This window comes from Bacteroides cellulosilyticus DSM 14838, from assembly GCF_000158035.1.
GTDB classification, from domain to species: Bacteria; Bacteroidota; Bacteroidia; order Bacteroidales; family Bacteroidaceae; genus Bacteroides; species Bacteroides cellulosilyticus.
The window spans coordinates 484,300-501,562 of record NZ_EQ973492.1 but is presented as its reverse complement, the minus strand read 5'-3'; the positions used below and the strand labels follow the sequence as shown (position 1 = coordinate 501,562).

The window sequence follows — 17,263 nt, the reverse complement described above, 5'->3', positions numbered from 1 at the left end:
TTCTTAACGCATTCCTTTCGTTAATTTTAGGCAAAATTCTTACCTTTGCAGCTACTTTGGGAAATTGTAAACGTAAACCAACGATATCGAATGAGAACGATTAACCGGATTTTCTGCTCCTTGCTGCTTGCCGGCGCATGCAGTCTCGGTGCAATTGCGCAAGAGAACCAGTCATATTTTCTGCATACCATTGAAAAAGGCCAAAGCCTTTATTCCATATCCAGTATGTATGGTGTCACACAGTCGGACATCGTAAAGTTAAATCCAGGAAGTGATGAAAAAATATTCGTAGGACGCACTCTCCGTATTCCACGGACAGCTGCCAATACTCAGACAGAGACCTTTCACACCATAGCACAAGGTGAAACGCTCTATCGGCTAACCGTCAAGTACGGTGTATCTGCCAAAGCCATTTGTGATGCCAATCCCGGACTGAGTGCGGAAAACTTCCGCATCGGACAGGTAATACGCATACCTTCTGCCAGCGAAGCCGATGTAGTCACCACTGAAAATGTTACAGAAGCTGCCATCCCCACTATCCAAGGCCCCGTACAATCACGTTGCCGGGATATGCACAAGGTAAAACGGAAAGAAACCGTATACAGCATCAGTCGTGAATATGGCATCTCAGAGGCAGAATTAATAGCTGCCAACCCTGAATTGCAAGGTGAAGATAAGATTAAAAAAGGTACTTTCTTATGTATTCCTTATCCTACCGCACAAGTAGAGAAACCCGCGCAACCACAGGTAGCACCCAGCAACAGTGAATTATTCAGCGAAAATAAAAAAGAAACAGAACGCTTCAGCACTATCAAAGCCGCTCTTATCCTTCCTTTCCTGGATGTTTCCAAAAGTGAAGCAGCACGCATGGTAGAGTACTACGAAGGATTCCTCATAGCTGTAGACAGTTTGAAACGCAGTGGAGTTTCCATTGATCTATACACTTACAACTCAGGTCCTGAGAATGCGTCTCTGAACCCCATTCTTTCCAAAAAAGAAATGAAAGATATGGATATTATCTTTGGTCCGTTACACCAGCAGCAAGTCAAACCTTTGGCAGATTTTGCACAGAAGAATGATATCCGCCTGGTAGTACCATTTACCTCCAAAGACAACAACGTATTCCGCAACCCATCCATTTATCAGATTAATACTCCTCAATCATACCTTTATTCTGAAGTGTACGATCACTTTGTACGTCAGTTCCCAAATGCTAACGTAATCTTTATAGAAGCCAGCACGGGCACAAAAGATAAAGTAGAATTTATCAAAGGTCTGAAAGATGAACTGAAAAACCGTTCCATTCCTATGAAATCATTGAAAGAGGATGCAACGGTAGAATCTCTGAAAACTGTATTACGTACCGACCGGGAAAATATATTCATTCCCACTTCGGGAAACAACATGACTTTGATAAAGATACTTCCCCAATTGACTTTGTTGGTTCGCGATAATCCGGAAAGCAATATTCATTTGTTCGGTTATCCGGAATGGCAAACTTATACAAAAGATCACTTGGAAGCATTCTTCGAACTGGATACTTACTTCTATTCATCATTCTATACCAACAACCTGTTACCTGCCGCCATCAATTTCACAAAGAGTTATCGCAGATGGTATGGTAAGGAAATGGACGAACGCTATCCCAAATTCGGAATGTTGGGCTTCGATACCGGCTATTTCTTCCTGAAAGGTCTGTCGCGTTATGGTTCTGAATTAGAAAAGAACATGCAACGCATGGATCTGGTACCTATCCAGACCGGATTCAAATTCCAACGTGTAAACAATTGGGGTGGATTCATCAACAAGAAAGTATTCTTTGTACATTTCACCAAGAATTATGAGTTGGTAAAACTGGATTATGATTGATTACAGAAGTTTTAAATCCAAAGACAATGAAGATAAAAAATAGTATAGGGGCTGCCTTGTTGCTTGCCGCATGGGCTTTGCCCAGTCATGCACAGATTGGCGAACAACGCCAGAACTTTGCAGTAGGCTTCAACGGTGGTATCAATATCAATAGCGTCAGCTTCTCTCCTACGGTCCGGCAAAAAAGCCTGATGGGTATCAACGGAGGCTTAACAGCACGCTATATCTCCGAGAAATACTTCAGCATGATTTGTGGTGCACAAGTCGAACTAAACTTTTCTCAACATGGTTGGAGTGAATTTGATGAAGATCACCCCGAACTGGAATATATACGCAAGATGAATTATGTAGAAATACCGCTTCTGGCACATCTGGCATTCGGCAGAGACCGTGGAGTGCAGTTTTTCGTCCATGCAGGTCCGCAGATAGGCTTTTTTATCAGTGATACCAGGAAGAAGAATGACGCATGGAACAACTATACCTCTACTCCTGAGCAACACGATAAGAATGTAGAAAACAAATTCGATTATGGTATTACCGGTGGTGCCGGATTGGAACTACGTACCAAAGCCGGCAATTTCCTAGTAGAGGGCAGATACTACTATGCTCTGTCCGATTTCTACAAAAGCACCAAGAAAGACTATTTCTCCCGTTCAGCACACGGCACTATAGTAGCGAAAATAACCTATCTGTTTGATCTCAAAAAATAAATTCCCTAATACAGAAGAATAAATTACTCAATACAGAAAAAAGAAATTCCCCAATACAAGATAAAAGAAAGCGTCCCGAGACTTCTGTACGAAATCCCGGGACGTTTCTCTTTTATCTGCTTTCTCTTATTTTCTCAATCTGAAACTATCCGCTGCTTTCACCATTACTTCATCACGATAAATAGCCCGGAAAGACAAATAATTCAAAACAATAGAAACTGCGGGGAGACACAGTGCCCAACCTAATTGGAAAGACATTGCCTCCAAATCATCTTTCAACATAAACATAAATACGAAAAATGCCGCATAATATCCAATCAATAAAATACTGTTGAATACCGTCATACGAACTTGCAACATCCGGTTACGAAACAGGAAAATAGTACAGAATGCCACAACAGTACTCAAAAACAAAATTCCAAATAATCCCCACGTAGATTGAAAGGCATCACTTGCCAGCGTTACACCCAATGGCTTAAAAACAAATGCAGTAACTCCATCCGAAGCTATAAATTGCCCTACCGGCAAACACATAGCTGCTATCAGCAAGCCTGTCACAATTAATAAATAGACAGATTGAATTCGTTGTATCATAGTTCTTTTTCTTTGTTAAAGCAACAAAGGTGTGCCTAAGTTAACTTTACTCGGGCACACCTTTGCAGTAATTTCATTTACTGTAATTTTTCTTTTTCTTTAGCCGGGTTACGATAGTAGATCTTACCTTCAACGTACTCTTGCGTTGCGATCAATGTCGGCTTCGGCAATTTCTCATAATAGCGTGAAATTTCAATCTGCTCCCGATTTTCGAATACCTCTTCCAGGTTGTCATTATAGGAAGCAAATTCTGACAGCTTCTTGGAAAGATCACTTTTGATTTCCACACTGATCTGATTTGCACGCTTACCTATAATAGATACGGTTTCGTACACGTTACCGGTATCTGCACACAACTCCATCATATCACGGGTAACCGTGCTGCTGGGAGCATTAGTTTTTTTGTAATCCATAAATATCTAAATTAATATTATCCTAACTCTGTTTATCTTCATTCAATATCTTCTCTGAATCTTTAAAGATTCTATCGGCTTCCTTCATATATTTACTTTCAGGAAACTCGTTCTTGAAAGCGTAATATTCATCCACCGTTTCACGATAACGCTCTGCCCTCTTATCTTCCACACTATATATGGCCATTTCATATTTGGCACGCAAAATAAGAATAGACAGGTCTTCGCGAAGGTTTGTATAAGGATAGTCCTTCAAAGCGTTTTGCGCAGTAATTACACAAGACTGATAATTGTTTCCTAGGTAATTACCCAAGTTATAGTACAATTTGGCTGAAAGATATTCTTTCATCACCAATTTATCCTGCAACTTAAATATCATATCCTGAGCTTCTTCCTTCTTTGAACTTTGCGGGAAGTACTCCATAAACATTTGTAATTGCTGAATAGCGGCATAAGTACCAGACTGGTCAAGACGGGGTTCAGGGGTATCCAGATACAATGCTTTTCCTGCATGGAAACGTGCCAGTTCGGTAAACGTACCGCGAGGATATACATTAAAATATTGAACGAATGTTTGGGCGGCTGTCTGATAGTCTTTCTGATTATAATAGCTCATACCCAGCATATAGAGGGATTCCTCTGCCTTGTCCGTACCCTTAAGGATAGCAATTAACTCATTAAGCAATGTTGCAGCACGATTATACTGTCCTTTTGCGAAGTAGTTCTTTGCCGCCTCATACTTATACTCATAGTCGGTGCTCTTTAACAGCTTATTGTATTCTCCACACGAGGAGAGCAACACTGCCGCAAGCAAAGTTATTAAGATATTCTTCTTCATTCTTAGCTTTTCAAATAATGTGCAAAGATAAAGGTTCGCACCGAATAAACCAATGATACGAACCTTAATTTTTCAAAAACCAGGAAATGACCGACAAACGCCAATCAATTCACGACGAACCGGGATAATGAACAGTCTGAAAAAACAGTCATTATAATTTATACAAATCGCTCGCCGCAAGCAAATCTACTTTCTTTTCAGTCAGTACACGAATACAGTTTTCCATATCGTTGGGACGAATAATGACATTCGCCGTTTCACCATTGGCAAATGAATACATATATTCAATGAAAACACCCTCATCGGACAAAAAACGCAGGACTTTTGACAACGAGCCCGGAATATTAGGACAATTAATGCCCACCACATCCGTCACATTCACAGCAAAATGATTATCTTTTAAAGCTTTATATGCCTTATCCGGTTCAGACACAATGCCACGAAGAATACCAAAATCAGCATTCTCGGCAATACAGAGAGCGGAAAGATTGACACCTTCTTTCGCAAGCACTTCAGTCACTTCTGTCAGACGACCGGACTTATTCTCAAGGAAAATAGAAAGTTGTTTTGCTACCATAATAAATGAATTACAAATTACTAATTATGAATTACAAATCGCGAATTACCAATTATGAATTACAAAATCGCTGTAATTAGTAATCGGTAATTCGTAATTATTAAAGTTTCCGATTATCAATCACACGTTTAGCTTTACCCACACTACGTTCGATGCTGCGAGGTTCTACCAAACGAACATCCACACCCAGTCCCAAGACACTTTGAAGACGACCGGCCAATTTTTTCTTTAATGCCAGCATTTTATTGATTTCATCAGAGTAGTATTCCGGACGCACTTCAACCTGTAATTCCATGGTATCGGTATTATTCTTACGATCCACGATCAAAAGATAATGCGGTTCAAATTCCTCCATTTCAAGGATGACAGACTCTATCTGAGTCGGGAATACATTGACACCACGGATAATGAGCATATCGTCACTACGGCCAAGAATACGATCCATACGAACCAGCGTACGTCCACAAGTACATTTGTCATAATGCAAGGCAGTAAGATCCTTGGTACGGTAACGCAACAGAGGCATACCTTCTTTGGTCAGATGGGTGAATACAAGTTCGCCTGTCTCACCGGGAGCAGCCGGTTCCAAGGTATTCGGATTGATAATTTCAGGGAAGTAATGGTCTTCGTTAAGATGAGTACCATGCTGACATTCACACTCATAACCTACACCGGGACCAGCAATCTCACTCAATCCATAGATGTCATAGGCTTTAATGCCCAGTTTTTCTTCAATCTCATTACGCATATTCTCTGTCCAGGGTTCTGCACCGAAAGCCCCTATTTTCAGTTTGAATTCTTCGCGGGGCAAACCGGAATCTTTAATGGCATCAGCCAGATAGAGAGCATAAGAAGGTGTACAACAAAGTACCGTAGAACCAAAATCATGCATTAAAGTAATTTGCTTTTCCGTGTTTCCGCTTGACATCGGAATTACGGAAGCACCTATATTTTCAGCGCCTGCATGAGCACCCAGCCCGCCTGTAAACAAGCCATACCCGTAGGCTACATGAAAAAAGTCGGAACTATCCGCACCATAAGCTGTAAAAGCACGCGAAAGACATTCTGCCCAAGACGAAAGGTCCTTGCGGGTGTATCCTACTACGGTGGGCTTACCTGTAGTACCGGACGAGGCATGAATACGTACGATCTGGCTCATAGGCACGGCACAAAGTCCGAAAGGATAATTATCGCGCAAGTCATATTTGGTAGTAAAAGGAAGTTTTACGATATCATCTATACTATTAATATCGTCCGGAGTGATCCCCAGTTCCTGCATTTTCTTACGGTAGAAAGGAGTGTTATGATAAACATGCTCCACGATCTTTTTGAGGCGAATGCTTTGGATTTTACGGAGACTTTCACGATCCATACATTCGATGCTTTCATTCCAAATCATGTCTTTGTTGTATTACATTGATGGTTATTATTAATTCTTATTTCCTGCAAAGGAATAAAAAAATTTTGTTTATCTCAAGTATTTTCCCGAATATTGCCGACCATAAGGAGAGAAAATGAATAAATTTGAATTAACATCCGCCTATAAGCCCACCGGTGATCAGCCGGAAGCTATTGCAGAGCTCACTGAGGGCGTACTTCAGGGAGTTCCGGCACAAACGTTACTTGGTGTCACCGGTTCGGGAAAGACGTTCACCATAGCTAATGTTATTGCTAATATCAATAAACCAACGTTAATATTAAGCCATAATAAAACGTTGGCCGCACAACTTTACAGTGAATTTAAGTCTTTCTTCCCCAATAATGCCGTAGAATACTACGTTTCTTATTATGATTATTATCAGCCGGAAGCTTATCTTCCGTCTTCTGATACATATATAGAAAAGGACCTTGCCATCAATGATGAAATAGACAAACTGCGTCTTGCCGCTACTTCTTCCCTACTCTCGGGCCGGAAAGACGTAGTGGTCGTGTCTTCTGTATCCTGCATCTATGGTATGGGAAATCCGTCCGACTTCTATAACAATGTGATAGAAGTACAGCAAGGAAAAGCATTCAGCCGGAACGTTTTTCTACGTCGTTTGGTGGACAGTCTTTATGTACGCAATGACATTGACCTGAATCGTGGTAACTTCCGTGTGAAAGGAGATACGGTAGACATTTATCTGGCGTATGCCGATAATCTGCTGCGTATCATTTTCTGGGGAGATGACGTAGACAGCATCGAAGAAGTCGATCCGATAAGCGGTGTTACCATCGCCCGCTTTGATGCATATAAGATATATCCCGCTAATCTGTTCATGACCACTAAGGAAGCCACTCTGCGAGCTATTCACGAGATTGAAGACGACTTGCACAAGCAAGTGCAATGGTTTGAAAATGAGGGACGTCCCTTTGAAGCGAAACGTCTTCAGGAGCGGGTTACCTATGATATGGAAATGATACGCGAATTAGGGCACTGTTCAGGCATAGAAAACTATTCGCGCTATTTCGATGGGCGTAAGGCCGGCAGTCGTCCTTACTGTTTATTGGATTTCTTCCCGGAAGACTTTCTGATTGTCATTGATGAAAGCCATGTAAGTGTACCGCAGATTCGAGCCATGTATGGGGGTGACCGCGCACGTAAAATAAACCTTGTGGAATATGGTTTCCGTCTTCCGGCTGCCATGGACAATCGTCCGTTGAAGTTCGAAGAATTTGCGGAAATGGCAAAACAAGTGATTTATGTGAGTGCAACACCTGCCGACTATGAACTTATCCAGTCGGAAGGTATAGTTGTGGAACAAGTGATTCGTCCTACCGGATTGTTAGATCCTATAATCGAAGTACGTCCCAGCCATAATCAGATAGATGATCTCATGGAGGAAATCCAGATACGGATCGAGAAGAACGAACGCACGCTGGTAACAACGCTTACTAAGAGAATGGCGGAAGAGTTAACAGAATTCTTACTGAATAACGATGTGAAGTGTAATTACATCCACAGCGATGTAGATACCTTGGAGCGCGTAAAGATTATGAGTGATTTGCGTGAAGGCATCTATGATGTCCTTATTGGTGTCAACCTGCTGCGTGAAGGGCTGGATTTACCGGAAGTGTCACTTGTAGCCATTCTTGATGCAGATAAGGAAGGTTTCCTACGTTCTCACCGCTCGCTGACTCAGACTGCCGGACGTGCCGCCCGAAATGTAAACGGAATGGTCATCATGTATGCCGACCGTATCACCGATAGTATGCGACTGACAATTGATGAAACGAACCGTCGCCGCGAAAAGCAGCTGAAATATAATGAAGAACATGGCATTACGCCTCAACAAATCAAGAAAGGGAAGAATCTGAATGTATTTGCATCAAATGCTCCAACAGAAGACAGTTATATCGAAAAAGGAGCGACGATCACTCCCCGCCCCTACATCGAACAAGAAAGCTCTGCTCATATTGCCGCCGACCCAATTGTACAATACATGTCTCGCCCGCAATTGGAAAAGAGCATCGAACGTACCAGAAAGCTTATGCAGGAAGCTGCCAAGAAACTTGACTTCATTGAAGCGGCACAATATCGTGACGAATTACTGAAAATGGAAGATATGCTGAAAGAAAAAGTCTAATACCACTTTTCTTAAAATAGTCTCCGCCTTTTCTTAAAATAAATAGAGAAAGCGGGGATTTTCACTAATAAGTGTTATTAAACATACTTTTTTTCTTGGATAATTTGTAGTTATCCTGAAAGTACGTATCTTTGCACTGTGTTTTTCATAGTATTAGATTTAAGGTTAACAAAGGTTGGAGTACAGCGGTACTCCTTTTTTTATGCCCATACATCAGTAAAAGAAGAGAAAACGGCATTAAATTAGTGGAGTATTTGCCACATTTAGTGCATTATTTGTTCCCCCTGTTGCTCCCAACAAAACATATATTTATTTTTGCAGGCATTCATATGAAACTCTAAAAATGCCATGAAAAAGATAATACTACTACTTGCTACAACTCTTATCAGTACAGCACACATCCATGCCCAGAAACTAACAGTACATACCATCGGAGATTCCACAATGGCCGACTATGTAGAAAATACCACCCGTACACGCGGATGGGGAGAAATGCTGCAGGAATTCTTTACTTCGGATGTACGGATCATCAATTATGCCCGTGGAGGAAGAAGCTCACGTTCATTCACAGAAGAAGGACTGTGGGATAAAGTAAAAAGTAATCTGAATCCAGGAGATTACGTATTCATCCAGTTTGCACATAATGACGAAAAAGAACAGGGAAAAGATGGAGCAGACGGACGGGGAACGGCTCCATGGACTACTTACAAGACTTTTCTTGAACAGTATGTAGACGAAACTGAAGCACTGGGTGCTAATCCGGTTTTCATCACTCCAATCGTGAGACGTTATTTCACCAAAGCGGGAACGATCAGTCCTAAAGGCTGTCATGACATTGGCATTGCCCCTGATGACTCAACCTTAAACTATGTACGAGTTATGAAACACGTGGCGTGTGAGAAACAAGTCCCCTTGGTAGACATGACCACACTGACCAAGAATTTTGCAGAGCAACTGGGAGAAGAAACTACCATAAAATGCATATACGTACCAACAGACGGCACGCATACACAGGCTACAGGTGCTGCATGTTATGCCGCACTCGTCGCTCAGGAATTGAAACAACAAGGCATACTTTCCGATTATATCCAGGAAGATGCACCACTTATTCTAAATCCCACCTCACTTGATTTTCAAACTATCTATATAGGAGATAAAGCAACTTTGTGTTTTGATCTCACCGGGTTAAAACTAACTCCCTCCAGTGGTATTTTACGTTTGGAAGCTCCACAAGGCATGACACTTTCCGATGCTCCCCAATCTTCACCTAAAACGGTTATCGAATTACCCTATTCAAATGGCAGATTATGGAATCAATGTTTTTATCTTCACTTCTCTCCTAAACATACGGAAAAAGTTTCTACTGTTATACCTATTACATATGGAAGCAATAAGCGGTTTCTTCCAGTGACGGCTATCAGCAAAAAGATCAGTCACCAAAGTCCTGTAATCCGGGAATGTCCCGACATTGCCGTAAAGAGCCTGATACAAACAGAAAAAGGTATCACGATAGAAACCGGTAAATGGCCTGCCGATATTGATGAGGACGGCAAACGTTATGCAGAAGTCATCATACAAAGCAATGAAAAGTCACTTATAATCCGCCGGATTTCTTTCACTCTGGAAGGGGAAATTTCTTATCGCCTCGCCTATGCACACGGAAAAGACTTTTATCCACGTACCGATCTGGCAGAACAGCCACATGCCCCAAAAGCTCCCGGTAAACAGATATTCCCTGTCAATGTAACGTTAAAGCCTCATGAACGCCTCCATATCCGACTTTTCCCATGGAGCACACGGCAAAGTAAAGAATTATATTTTAGAATAAAAGATTGCCGGTTTGAGGGAATGGAAATAGAATAAGGCTTCATTGGATAAGATCAGATACTCAAAGTACCTGATAGGAAGATTTCGGCCAGTTCTGCCTGATGTAATCAACTTTACTATCTTCCGTCACCAGATAATCAATGTCTCCTAAAGAAGCAACGCTATAAGCTTCAGCCGTATTCAACTTATGGCTGTCTGCCAGTATAATCCTTTTTTGCGCACGTTCCATCATGAGGCGTTTCATCATAGCCTCTTCCCTATCCGGTCCGGTAAGTCCTTGATGGGGATGTACATTACTGATACCCAGCACCAACCAATCCGGCCGTATAGTCTGTAATGCTTGGAAAACAGAAACTCCGACTGTCACTTGAGAAGAAGGAAATACTTTTCCGCCAAGGAAAATCAATTCCAGATTAGGATGATGCATCAAGACATTTACAATAGGAAAACTATTGGTATAAATGCTTAATTCCGCATCTACAGGAATCTGTCGGGCTACTTCCAGATTGGATGTACCACCATCCATCAACACAATATCTCCGGGACTGAACAATGGAATCACCTTGGTTGCCATCTGCTGCTTTCCTGCTATCCCCGTATTCAGCCTATCGGTAAATTCTACCGGAATACCTGACCGGGCAATGGCACCTCCATGTACTTTAGTCAATAAACCAAGCTCATCCAATTCTGCCAGATCTCGCCGTAAAGTATCATCTGACACTCCCAGTTCTGAACTTAATGCGGTAATGTAAATCCGATAATTCTGATTAATACGGTTTAAAATGTACTGATGTCTTTCTTCTTTAAGCATATCTCCATGTGTTTAAACATTGCATATTACCGCAAATATACTTATATTTAAGCATGAAAACAATAAATACTGAACGATTATTTGAAATTATGCGGAGTTTTGCAATTTATAAAATAGATAATATATAAAAACCGCAAGTACAAGAAAACCCCGCATAGTAGTAAAATAAGTAATAGCTCGCTTTTTATAAGAAAAACGAATGTTTAATTATTAATAAAACTTAAAAGTATGAGACAACAGATCTTGGTAGACATGGATGGAGTATTGGCAGATGTATATGCCCAGTTGATCATTTTCGAATACAGGGATTCAGGGATCAAACTGAACATTGAAAACATGTATGGAAAAACCGAACAGGAAGCTTTTCCTTCTTTCGAGAAACATGTGAGAAGTAAAGGCTTCTTCAGAACAGCTCCTCTTATTCCCGGAAGCATAGAGGGATTGAAATATCTGAATGAGAAATACAACGTGTTGATTGTATCTTCGGCCACCGAGTTTCCACAAAGTCTGAATGAAAAGGAAGAATGGCTGAGCGAGCATTTTCCATTCATCACGTGGGAACAAATGATATTTTGCGGCCGTAAGGATAGCATCAGAGGAAACATCATGATCGATGATCATCCCAAGAATCTTTCTACATTCGATGGAGAACGGTATTTATTTGCACAACCACATAATATTGTGTGCCGGACCGTAACTATCACAGAGTATCGGGCTGGCAAGATATTATCAGGCTGTTATAGGCAGACTATCAGTATATGATAAAACACTATCAATTCATCTTATCGGAATTGCCTATCTTTGCCGCACTTATCAATATTCAGAAATCTAAAAAGAAGAAAAACATGAGCATCAGAAAACGAATGAATGTATTGTTTGGAACGTTACTGCTGACCGGCAGTCTGTTTTCACAAAATGTATGCGTATCTACTCCTGAAACCTCCCTGGTACTCTCGGCACCTGTCGGTGGTGAGCTAAAACATGTATATTATGGAGATAAACTCTCGGAGGTAGATTTGCAGAATATAAATCTTACAGGAACTCCGGACATGCCCGCTTATCCTGTGTATGGACTTAACTGTCCCGGAGAATCCGCTTTAGCCGTAAAACATGCCGACGGCAACATGACTTTGCAGATGGAAATCGTACAAGTAAAAACGAGCAAAGAAGAAAATGCGGAAATCACTGCCATCGAACTGAAAGACAAGGTATATCCTTTCTATGTAAACGTGTATTATAAAGCCTATCAAGATGCAGATGTCATCGAGATATGGACAGAAATCCGACATCAGGAAAAGAAACCGGTTATACTCAATCAGTTTGCCTCTGCTTTCTTACCTATTCGCCGGGGCAATGTCTGGCTATCTCATCTTTACGGATCATGGGCGAACGAAGGACGTTTGTGCCAAGAGGCATTGGAACCCGGCATGAAGGTAATAAAGAATAAGGACGGGGTACGAAACTCGCACACCTCACATGCCGAAGTCATGTTCTCACTGGATGGAAAGCCACAGGAAAATGCGGGTTGTGTCATTGGCGCCGCCCTCTGTTACAGTGGTAACTACAAACTGCGCATTGATACGCACGACGATGAATATCACCGGTTCTTTGCCGGAATCAATGAGGAAAATTCAGCTTACTCATTAAAGAAAGATGAGATTTTCCGTACTCCCGAACTTGCTTTAACTTACAGTAATGAGGGATTAAGCGGAAGTAGCCGGAACTTCCATCGCTGGGCACGCCTGCACAAGCTTGCTCATGGCACTGTTCCCCGCAAGATTTTACTGAATAGCTGGGAAGGTGTCTACTTCGACGTTAACCAGGCGGGTATGGATCAGATGATGAGTGATATCGCTTCCATGGGTGGTGAATTGTTCGTGATGGATGATGGTTGGTTTGGCGACAAATATCCGCGTAAAAATGACAGTTCTTCTCTTGGAGATTGGGTAGTGGATAAGAATAAGTTACCCAATGGCATTGAAGGTCTGCTGAAAGATGCACAAAAGAACGGTGTCAAGTTCGGCATCTGGATAGAGCCGGAAATGGCCAATACAACCAGTGAATTTTATGAGAAACATCCGGACTGGGTGATTAAGGCTCCCGAACGTGACGTGGTGCAGGGACGTGGTGGTACACAAGTAGTGCTGGATCTTGCCAATCCGCAGGTACAGGAATTTATCTTCAAGATTGTAGATGATCTTATGAGTAACTACCCGGAAATCGACTACATCAAATGGGATGCCAATATGTCCATCTTAAATCATGGTTCCAATTATCTGACGAAAGACAATCAAAGCCACATGTATATTGAATTCCACCGTGGCTTTGAGAAAATATGTCAGCGAATACGCGCTAAATATCCGGACCTCACCATACAGGCTTGCGCCAGCGGCGGCGGTCGTGTCAACTATGGCATCCTGCCCTACTTCGATGAGTTTTGGGTAAGTGATAATACGGATGCTCTGCAACGTATCTATATGCAATGGGGAACTTCATATTTCTTCCCTGCCATTGCCATGGCATCGCATATCAGTGCCGCTCCCAACCACCAGACTTTCCGCACCATTCCTTTAAAATATCGCATTGACGTAGCGATGAGTGGTCGCCTGGGTATGGAAATACAACCAAAGAATATGACAGAAGAAGAGAAGACACTTTGCAAGAATGCCATCGCTGAATATAAAACGATCCGTCCGGTAGTGCAACTAGGTGATATCTATCGTTTAATGTCTCCGTATGATAAATTGGGAGTAGCTTCTATGATGTATGTAACGCCCGAAAAAGATAAGTCGGTGTTCTATTGGTGGAAGACAGAACACTTTGTCAACCAGCATCTGCCACGAGTGAAAATGGCAGGACTCTCTCCCGATAAACTTTACAAAGTGCATGAACTGAACCGGATAGATAATGATCCGCTGAGTTTTGAGGGAAAGACATTTAGTGGTGCTTATCTGATGGCGAATGGGTTGGAGATACCTTATAATCATAAGGTAGATTACCATAAGCAGAATGATTATTCAAGCAGGGTGCTTTGGCTGGAAGAGGTGAAATAGCAAAAAGTGATTAGGGTTTAGCGAATAGTGCCATTCGGTATATTATTTTTTAGACGCGGATGACGCAGATAACGCGGATTTAAAAGGCTGCGCTATAAGAAGTATAAAAAAATCCGCGTCATCCGTGTCATCCGCGTCTAAAAGATTATTTATTATTTAACTCATAACCTTATAGAAACAAATTAATTCCCCCACCAATCCCAATAATTTCACATTTTTGCGTATGTTTGTACAAAAGTTCAATTCAGCAAATCTACATGGAATTATTAGTATATAAAGCCTCAGCCGGCTCAGGAAAGACATTCACCCTTGCTGTAGAGTATATCAAGCACCTGATACTGAATCCAAGGGCCTATCGGCAAATACTGGCCGTAACTTTTACCAATAAAGCTACGGCAGAAATGAAAGAACGTATTCTGCAACAACTTTACGGTATCTGGTTAAGTGATCCGGCATCAGAGCCCTACCTGAACCGTATCCGGGAAGATTTACGACAGAAAAACTTATCTGACTCTGACATCCGTCGGGCAGCAGGAACAGCATTGCAATACATGCTGCATGATTACAGCCGTTTTCGTGTAGAAACCATCGACTCCTTCTTCCAGTCCGTAATGCGCAATCTGGCACGGGAACTGGAACTGAGTCCGAACCTGAATATAGAACTGAACAATGCCGACGTATTGAGCGATGCCGTGGACAGCCTCATTGAAAAACTGACACCTTCCTCCCCTGTTCTGGCTTGGTTGCTGGATTATATCAACGAACGCATTGCCGATGACAAACGTTGGAATGTATCCGATGAGATCAAGCGATTCGGCTGGAACATCTTCGACGAAGGTTACATAGAACGCGGTGAAGGACTCCGGCAACAACTGAAAGAACCGGATATAATCAAACTGTACCGTAATGTGTTGCGGGAAATGGAGACCGAGGCTCTGGAACAAATGAAAAGCTTCTACGACCAGTTCATCGGAGAATTGGAATCACATGCACTCACCGCCGAAGACCTGAAAGGCGGAACGCGAGGCATAGGCAGTTATTTCCGTAAATTGCGTGACGGACGGCTATCAGACAAAGATGTGCTGAACACCACTCTGAAGAATAGCTTGGATGACGCAAAGAATTGGGCCACCAAGACTTCGCCCCGAAAGAACGATATCATCCATCTGGCAGAAACAAGTCTGCTCCCTTTATTGCAGGATGCAGAAACATTCAGACCCCGCAACAACAAGACCGTAAACAGTTGCCGGTTATCACTGCAACACCTGAACAAATTGCAATTGCTTGCCCACATTGACGAAGAAGTACGAGAGCTGAACCGCGAACACAACCGTTTCCTGTTGTCAGACACCAATGCCTTGCTCCATAACCTGGTACGAGATGGAGACTCTTCATTCGTATTCGAGAAAATCGGTGCCAATATCCGGAACGTAATGATCGATGAATTCCAGGACACCAGCCGTATGCAATGGGATAACTTCAAAATCTTATTGCTTGAAGGTCTTTCACAAGGAGCCGACAGCTTGATTGTAGGTGACGTGAAACAATCCATTTACCGTTGGCGAAATGGAGACTGGGGAATATTGAATGCGCTGGGTACCAAAGAAACGCCTATTCCCTACCCTGTACGTGTAGAAACTTTAAAAACAAACCGTCGAAGCGAAACAAATATCATCCGTTTTAACAACAGTTTGTTTACGGCCGCAGTGGAGTACCTGAATATGCTCCATCTGAAAGAATTACAGGAAGACTGCCGCCCGTTGCAGCAAGCTTATGCCGACGTGGAACAGGAATCTCCACGAACCGAAGCCAAAGGATACATCAAGGCTACTTTCCTGGAACCGGACGAAGAACACGATTATACGGAACTGACCATCATCTCTTTAGGCGAAGAAGTACAGAGACTACTGGCTGCCGGTGTAAAACTAAACGATATCACCATCCTCGTTCGCAAGAATAAAAACATTCCTCCCATTGCCGATTATTTCGACAAAACAATGCATCTGCCTATTGTTTCAGACGAAGCTTTCCGACTGAATGCTTCACAAGCATTGTGCATGTTGATGGATGCTTTACGTTACCTTTCCAATCCTGATGATAAAGTAACAAGAGCCTCATTAATTATAAATTACAAATTACAAATTACAAACGAAAACAAAGAAGGGCGAATGGAGAAGGAAGGAGCAAATGCGCCTGAAACGAAGTGGGATGATATACTAACTTCCCGACCGGAGGATGTATTGCCCGAGGCATTTGTCAACCGCATAGAGCCTCTTCGTCTAATGCCGCTATACGAATTATTGGAAGAACTGTTCAGTCTGTTTGAGATGAACCGGATCAAAGAACAGGATGCGTATCTCTTTTCTTTTTTCGATGCCGTAACGGAGTACCTGCAAAACAACTCATCGGATCTGGATGTATTTATCCGCTATTGGGACGAAACCTTATGCAACAAAACAATCCCCAGCGGAGAAATGGATGGTATTCGTATCCTTTCCATTCACAAATCAAAAGGATTGGAATTCCATACCGTCTTAATCCCCTTCTGCGACTGGAAGTTGGAGAATGAGACCAATAATCAATTAATATGGTGTTCACCTTCCGAATCACCTTTCAGCGCACTCGACATTGTTCCGGTCAATTATTCCTCTACCATGGCAGAATCAGTATACAGGCAAGAGTATCTTAACGAGCGTCTGCAACTTTGGGTGGATAACCTGAATCTGCTTTATGTAGCATTTACCCGTGCCGGAAAAAATCTCATCCTTTGGAGTAAAAAAGGCCAGAAAGGAACAATGTCCGAACTGCTTGCCAATGCACTGCCACACGTAGCCTCCCAGGAAGGTAATGAAAACTGGGACGAGGAAGAACCTTACGAAAGCGGAATACTCTGCCCATCGGAAGATAGCAAGCCGACGACGACCGCCCAAACCTCAGTCAACCGCCTTGCTCAAAAGCCTGACAAGCTCCCGGTACACATGGAGAGCATGAGGCATGAAATCGAA

Annotated in this window: 13 protein-coding genes; 7 read left to right on the top strand and 6 right to left on the bottom strand. The window is 42.3% G+C overall.

The genetic code is table 11. From position 1 onward, the window contains the following. Positions 1 to 90: 90 nt before the first annotated feature. On the top strand, positions 91 to 1,869 hold the full coding sequence (locus BACCELL_RS20135; RefSeq protein ID WP_007213885.1) for a muramidase family protein: 1,779 nt from the start codon (positions 91 to 93) through the stop codon (positions 1,867 to 1,869). Positions 1,870 to 1,895: 26 nt separating this feature from the next. Continuing rightward, complete coding sequence (locus BACCELL_RS20130) at positions 1,896 to 2,579, top strand: porin family protein (protein WP_007213884.1); 684 nt, start codon at positions 1,896 to 1,898, stop codon at positions 2,577 to 2,579. Between the two features lie 126 nt (positions 2,580 to 2,705). Here the strand turns inward: BACCELL_RS20130 and BACCELL_RS20125 are convergent, their stop codons facing one another. From BACCELL_RS20125 to BACCELL_RS20105, 5 genes are all read right to left on the bottom strand, one after another. Further along, positions 2,706 to 3,173 carry a DUF4293 domain-containing protein gene (locus BACCELL_RS20125; protein ID WP_007213883.1) on the bottom strand — a complete coding sequence of 156 codons (468 nt, stop codon included), beginning with the start codon at positions 3,171 to 3,173 and terminating at the stop codon, positions 2,706 to 2,708. Between the two features lie 77 nt (positions 3,174 to 3,250). Then, positions 3,251 to 3,586, bottom strand: coding sequence for a DNA-directed RNA polymerase subunit omega (locus tag BACCELL_RS20120; protein ID WP_007213882.1), 336 nt, complete (start codon positions 3,584 to 3,586; stop codon positions 3,251 to 3,253). Positions 3,587 to 3,608: 22 nt separating this feature from the next. Next, positions 3,609 to 4,424 (bottom strand): outer membrane protein assembly factor BamD, encoded by an 816-nt coding sequence (locus BACCELL_RS20115; RefSeq protein WP_007213881.1) that lies wholly within the window; start codon positions 4,422 to 4,424, stop codon positions 3,609 to 3,611. Positions 4,425 to 4,575: 151 nt separating this feature from the next. Beyond that, positions 4,576 to 5,001, bottom strand: a complete 426-nt coding sequence (locus tag BACCELL_RS20110) for an amino acid-binding protein (RefSeq protein WP_007213880.1) — start codon at positions 4,999 to 5,001, stop codon at positions 4,576 to 4,578. Between the two features lie 100 nt (positions 5,002 to 5,101). Beyond that, a complete protein-coding gene (locus BACCELL_RS20105; RefSeq protein WP_007213879.1) occupies positions 5,102 to 6,400 on the bottom strand; it encodes a phenylacetate--CoA ligase family protein in 1,299 nt (432 codons plus the stop codon). A gap of 115 nt (positions 6,401 to 6,515) precedes the next feature. On the opposite strand from BACCELL_RS20105, the gene uvrB reads away from it, so the two are divergent. Together uvrB and BACCELL_RS20095 are read left to right on the top strand one after the other, a co-directional pair. Beyond that, positions 6,516 to 8,567: an excinuclease ABC subunit UvrB gene (gene uvrB, locus BACCELL_RS20100; protein ID WP_007213878.1), complete on the top strand. Its 2,052-nt coding sequence runs from the start codon at positions 6,516 to 6,518 to the stop codon at positions 8,565 to 8,567. 348 nt (positions 8,568 to 8,915) lie between these two features. Further along, on the top strand, positions 8,916 to 10,430 hold the full coding sequence (locus BACCELL_RS20095; RefSeq protein WP_007213877.1) for a rhamnogalacturonan acetylesterase: 1,515 nt from the start codon (positions 8,916 to 8,918) through the stop codon (positions 10,428 to 10,430). A gap of 25 nt (positions 10,431 to 10,455) precedes the next feature. On the opposite strand, the gene BACCELL_RS20090 is transcribed toward BACCELL_RS20095, so the two are convergent. Next, positions 10,456 to 11,205 (bottom strand): DeoR/GlpR family DNA-binding transcription regulator, encoded by a 750-nt coding sequence (locus tag BACCELL_RS20090; protein WP_007213876.1) that lies wholly within the window; start codon positions 11,203 to 11,205, stop codon positions 10,456 to 10,458. Positions 11,206 to 11,433: 228 nt separating this feature from the next. Between BACCELL_RS20090 and BACCELL_RS20085 the strand changes: the two genes are divergently transcribed. The 3 genes from BACCELL_RS20085 to BACCELL_RS20075 all read left to right on the top strand — a co-directional run. Next, positions 11,434 to 11,967, top strand: coding sequence for a 5' nucleotidase, NT5C type (locus BACCELL_RS20085; RefSeq protein WP_007213874.1), 534 nt, complete (start codon positions 11,434 to 11,436; stop codon positions 11,965 to 11,967). An 83-nt stretch (positions 11,968 to 12,050) separates the two neighbouring features. Next, a complete protein-coding gene (locus BACCELL_RS20080) occupies positions 12,051 to 14,258 on the top strand; it encodes an alpha-galactosidase (RefSeq protein WP_044154252.1) in 2,208 nt (735 codons plus the stop codon). 257 nt (positions 14,259 to 14,515) lie between these two features. Beyond that, positions 14,516 to 17,263 (top strand): UvrD-helicase domain-containing protein (locus BACCELL_RS20075; RefSeq protein ID WP_007213872.1); only part of this gene is annotated, 2,748 nt, incomplete at its 3' end.

What these genes read in the sequence shown, in the direction of transcription:
- uvrB (WP_007213878.1), top strand. Translation starts at nt 6,516, where the DNA reads ATGAATAAATTTGAATTAACATCCGCCTATAAGCCCACCGGTGATCAG.
- BACCELL_RS20095 (WP_007213877.1), top strand. Translation starts at nt 8,916, where the DNA reads ATGAAAAAGATAATACTACTACTTGCTACAACTCTTATCAGTACAGCA.
- BACCELL_RS20110 (WP_007213880.1), bottom strand. Translation starts at nt 5,001, where the DNA reads ATGGTAGCAAAACAACTTTCTATTTTCCTTGAGAATAAGTCCGGTCGT.
- BACCELL_RS20135 (WP_007213885.1), top strand. Translation starts at nt 91, where the DNA reads ATGAGAACGATTAACCGGATTTTCTGCTCCTTGCTGCTTGCCGGCGCA.
- BACCELL_RS20130 (WP_007213884.1), top strand. Translation starts at nt 1,896, where the DNA reads ATGAAGATAAAAAATAGTATAGGGGCTGCCTTGTTGCTTGCCGCATGG.
- BACCELL_RS20085 (WP_007213874.1), top strand. Translation starts at nt 11,434, where the DNA reads ATGAGACAACAGATCTTGGTAGACATGGATGGAGTATTGGCAGATGTA.
- BACCELL_RS20080 (WP_044154252.1), top strand. Translation starts at nt 12,051, where the DNA reads ATGAGCATCAGAAAACGAATGAATGTATTGTTTGGAACGTTACTGCTG.
- BACCELL_RS20105 (WP_007213879.1), bottom strand. Translation starts at nt 6,400, where the DNA reads ATGATTTGGAATGAAAGCATCGAATGTATGGATCGTGAAAGTCTCCGT.
- BACCELL_RS20115 (WP_007213881.1), bottom strand. Translation starts at nt 4,424, where the DNA reads ATGAAGAAGAATATCTTAATAACTTTGCTTGCGGCAGTGTTGCTCTCC.
- BACCELL_RS20090 (WP_007213876.1), bottom strand. Translation starts at nt 11,205, where the DNA reads ATGCTTAAAGAAGAAAGACATCAGTACATTTTAAACCGTATTAATCAG.
- BACCELL_RS20120 (WP_007213882.1), bottom strand. Translation starts at nt 3,586, where the DNA reads ATGGATTACAAAAAAACTAATGCTCCCAGCAGCACGGTTACCCGTGAT.
- BACCELL_RS20125 (WP_007213883.1), bottom strand. Translation starts at nt 3,173, where the DNA reads ATGATACAACGAATTCAATCTGTCTATTTATTAATTGTGACAGGCTTG.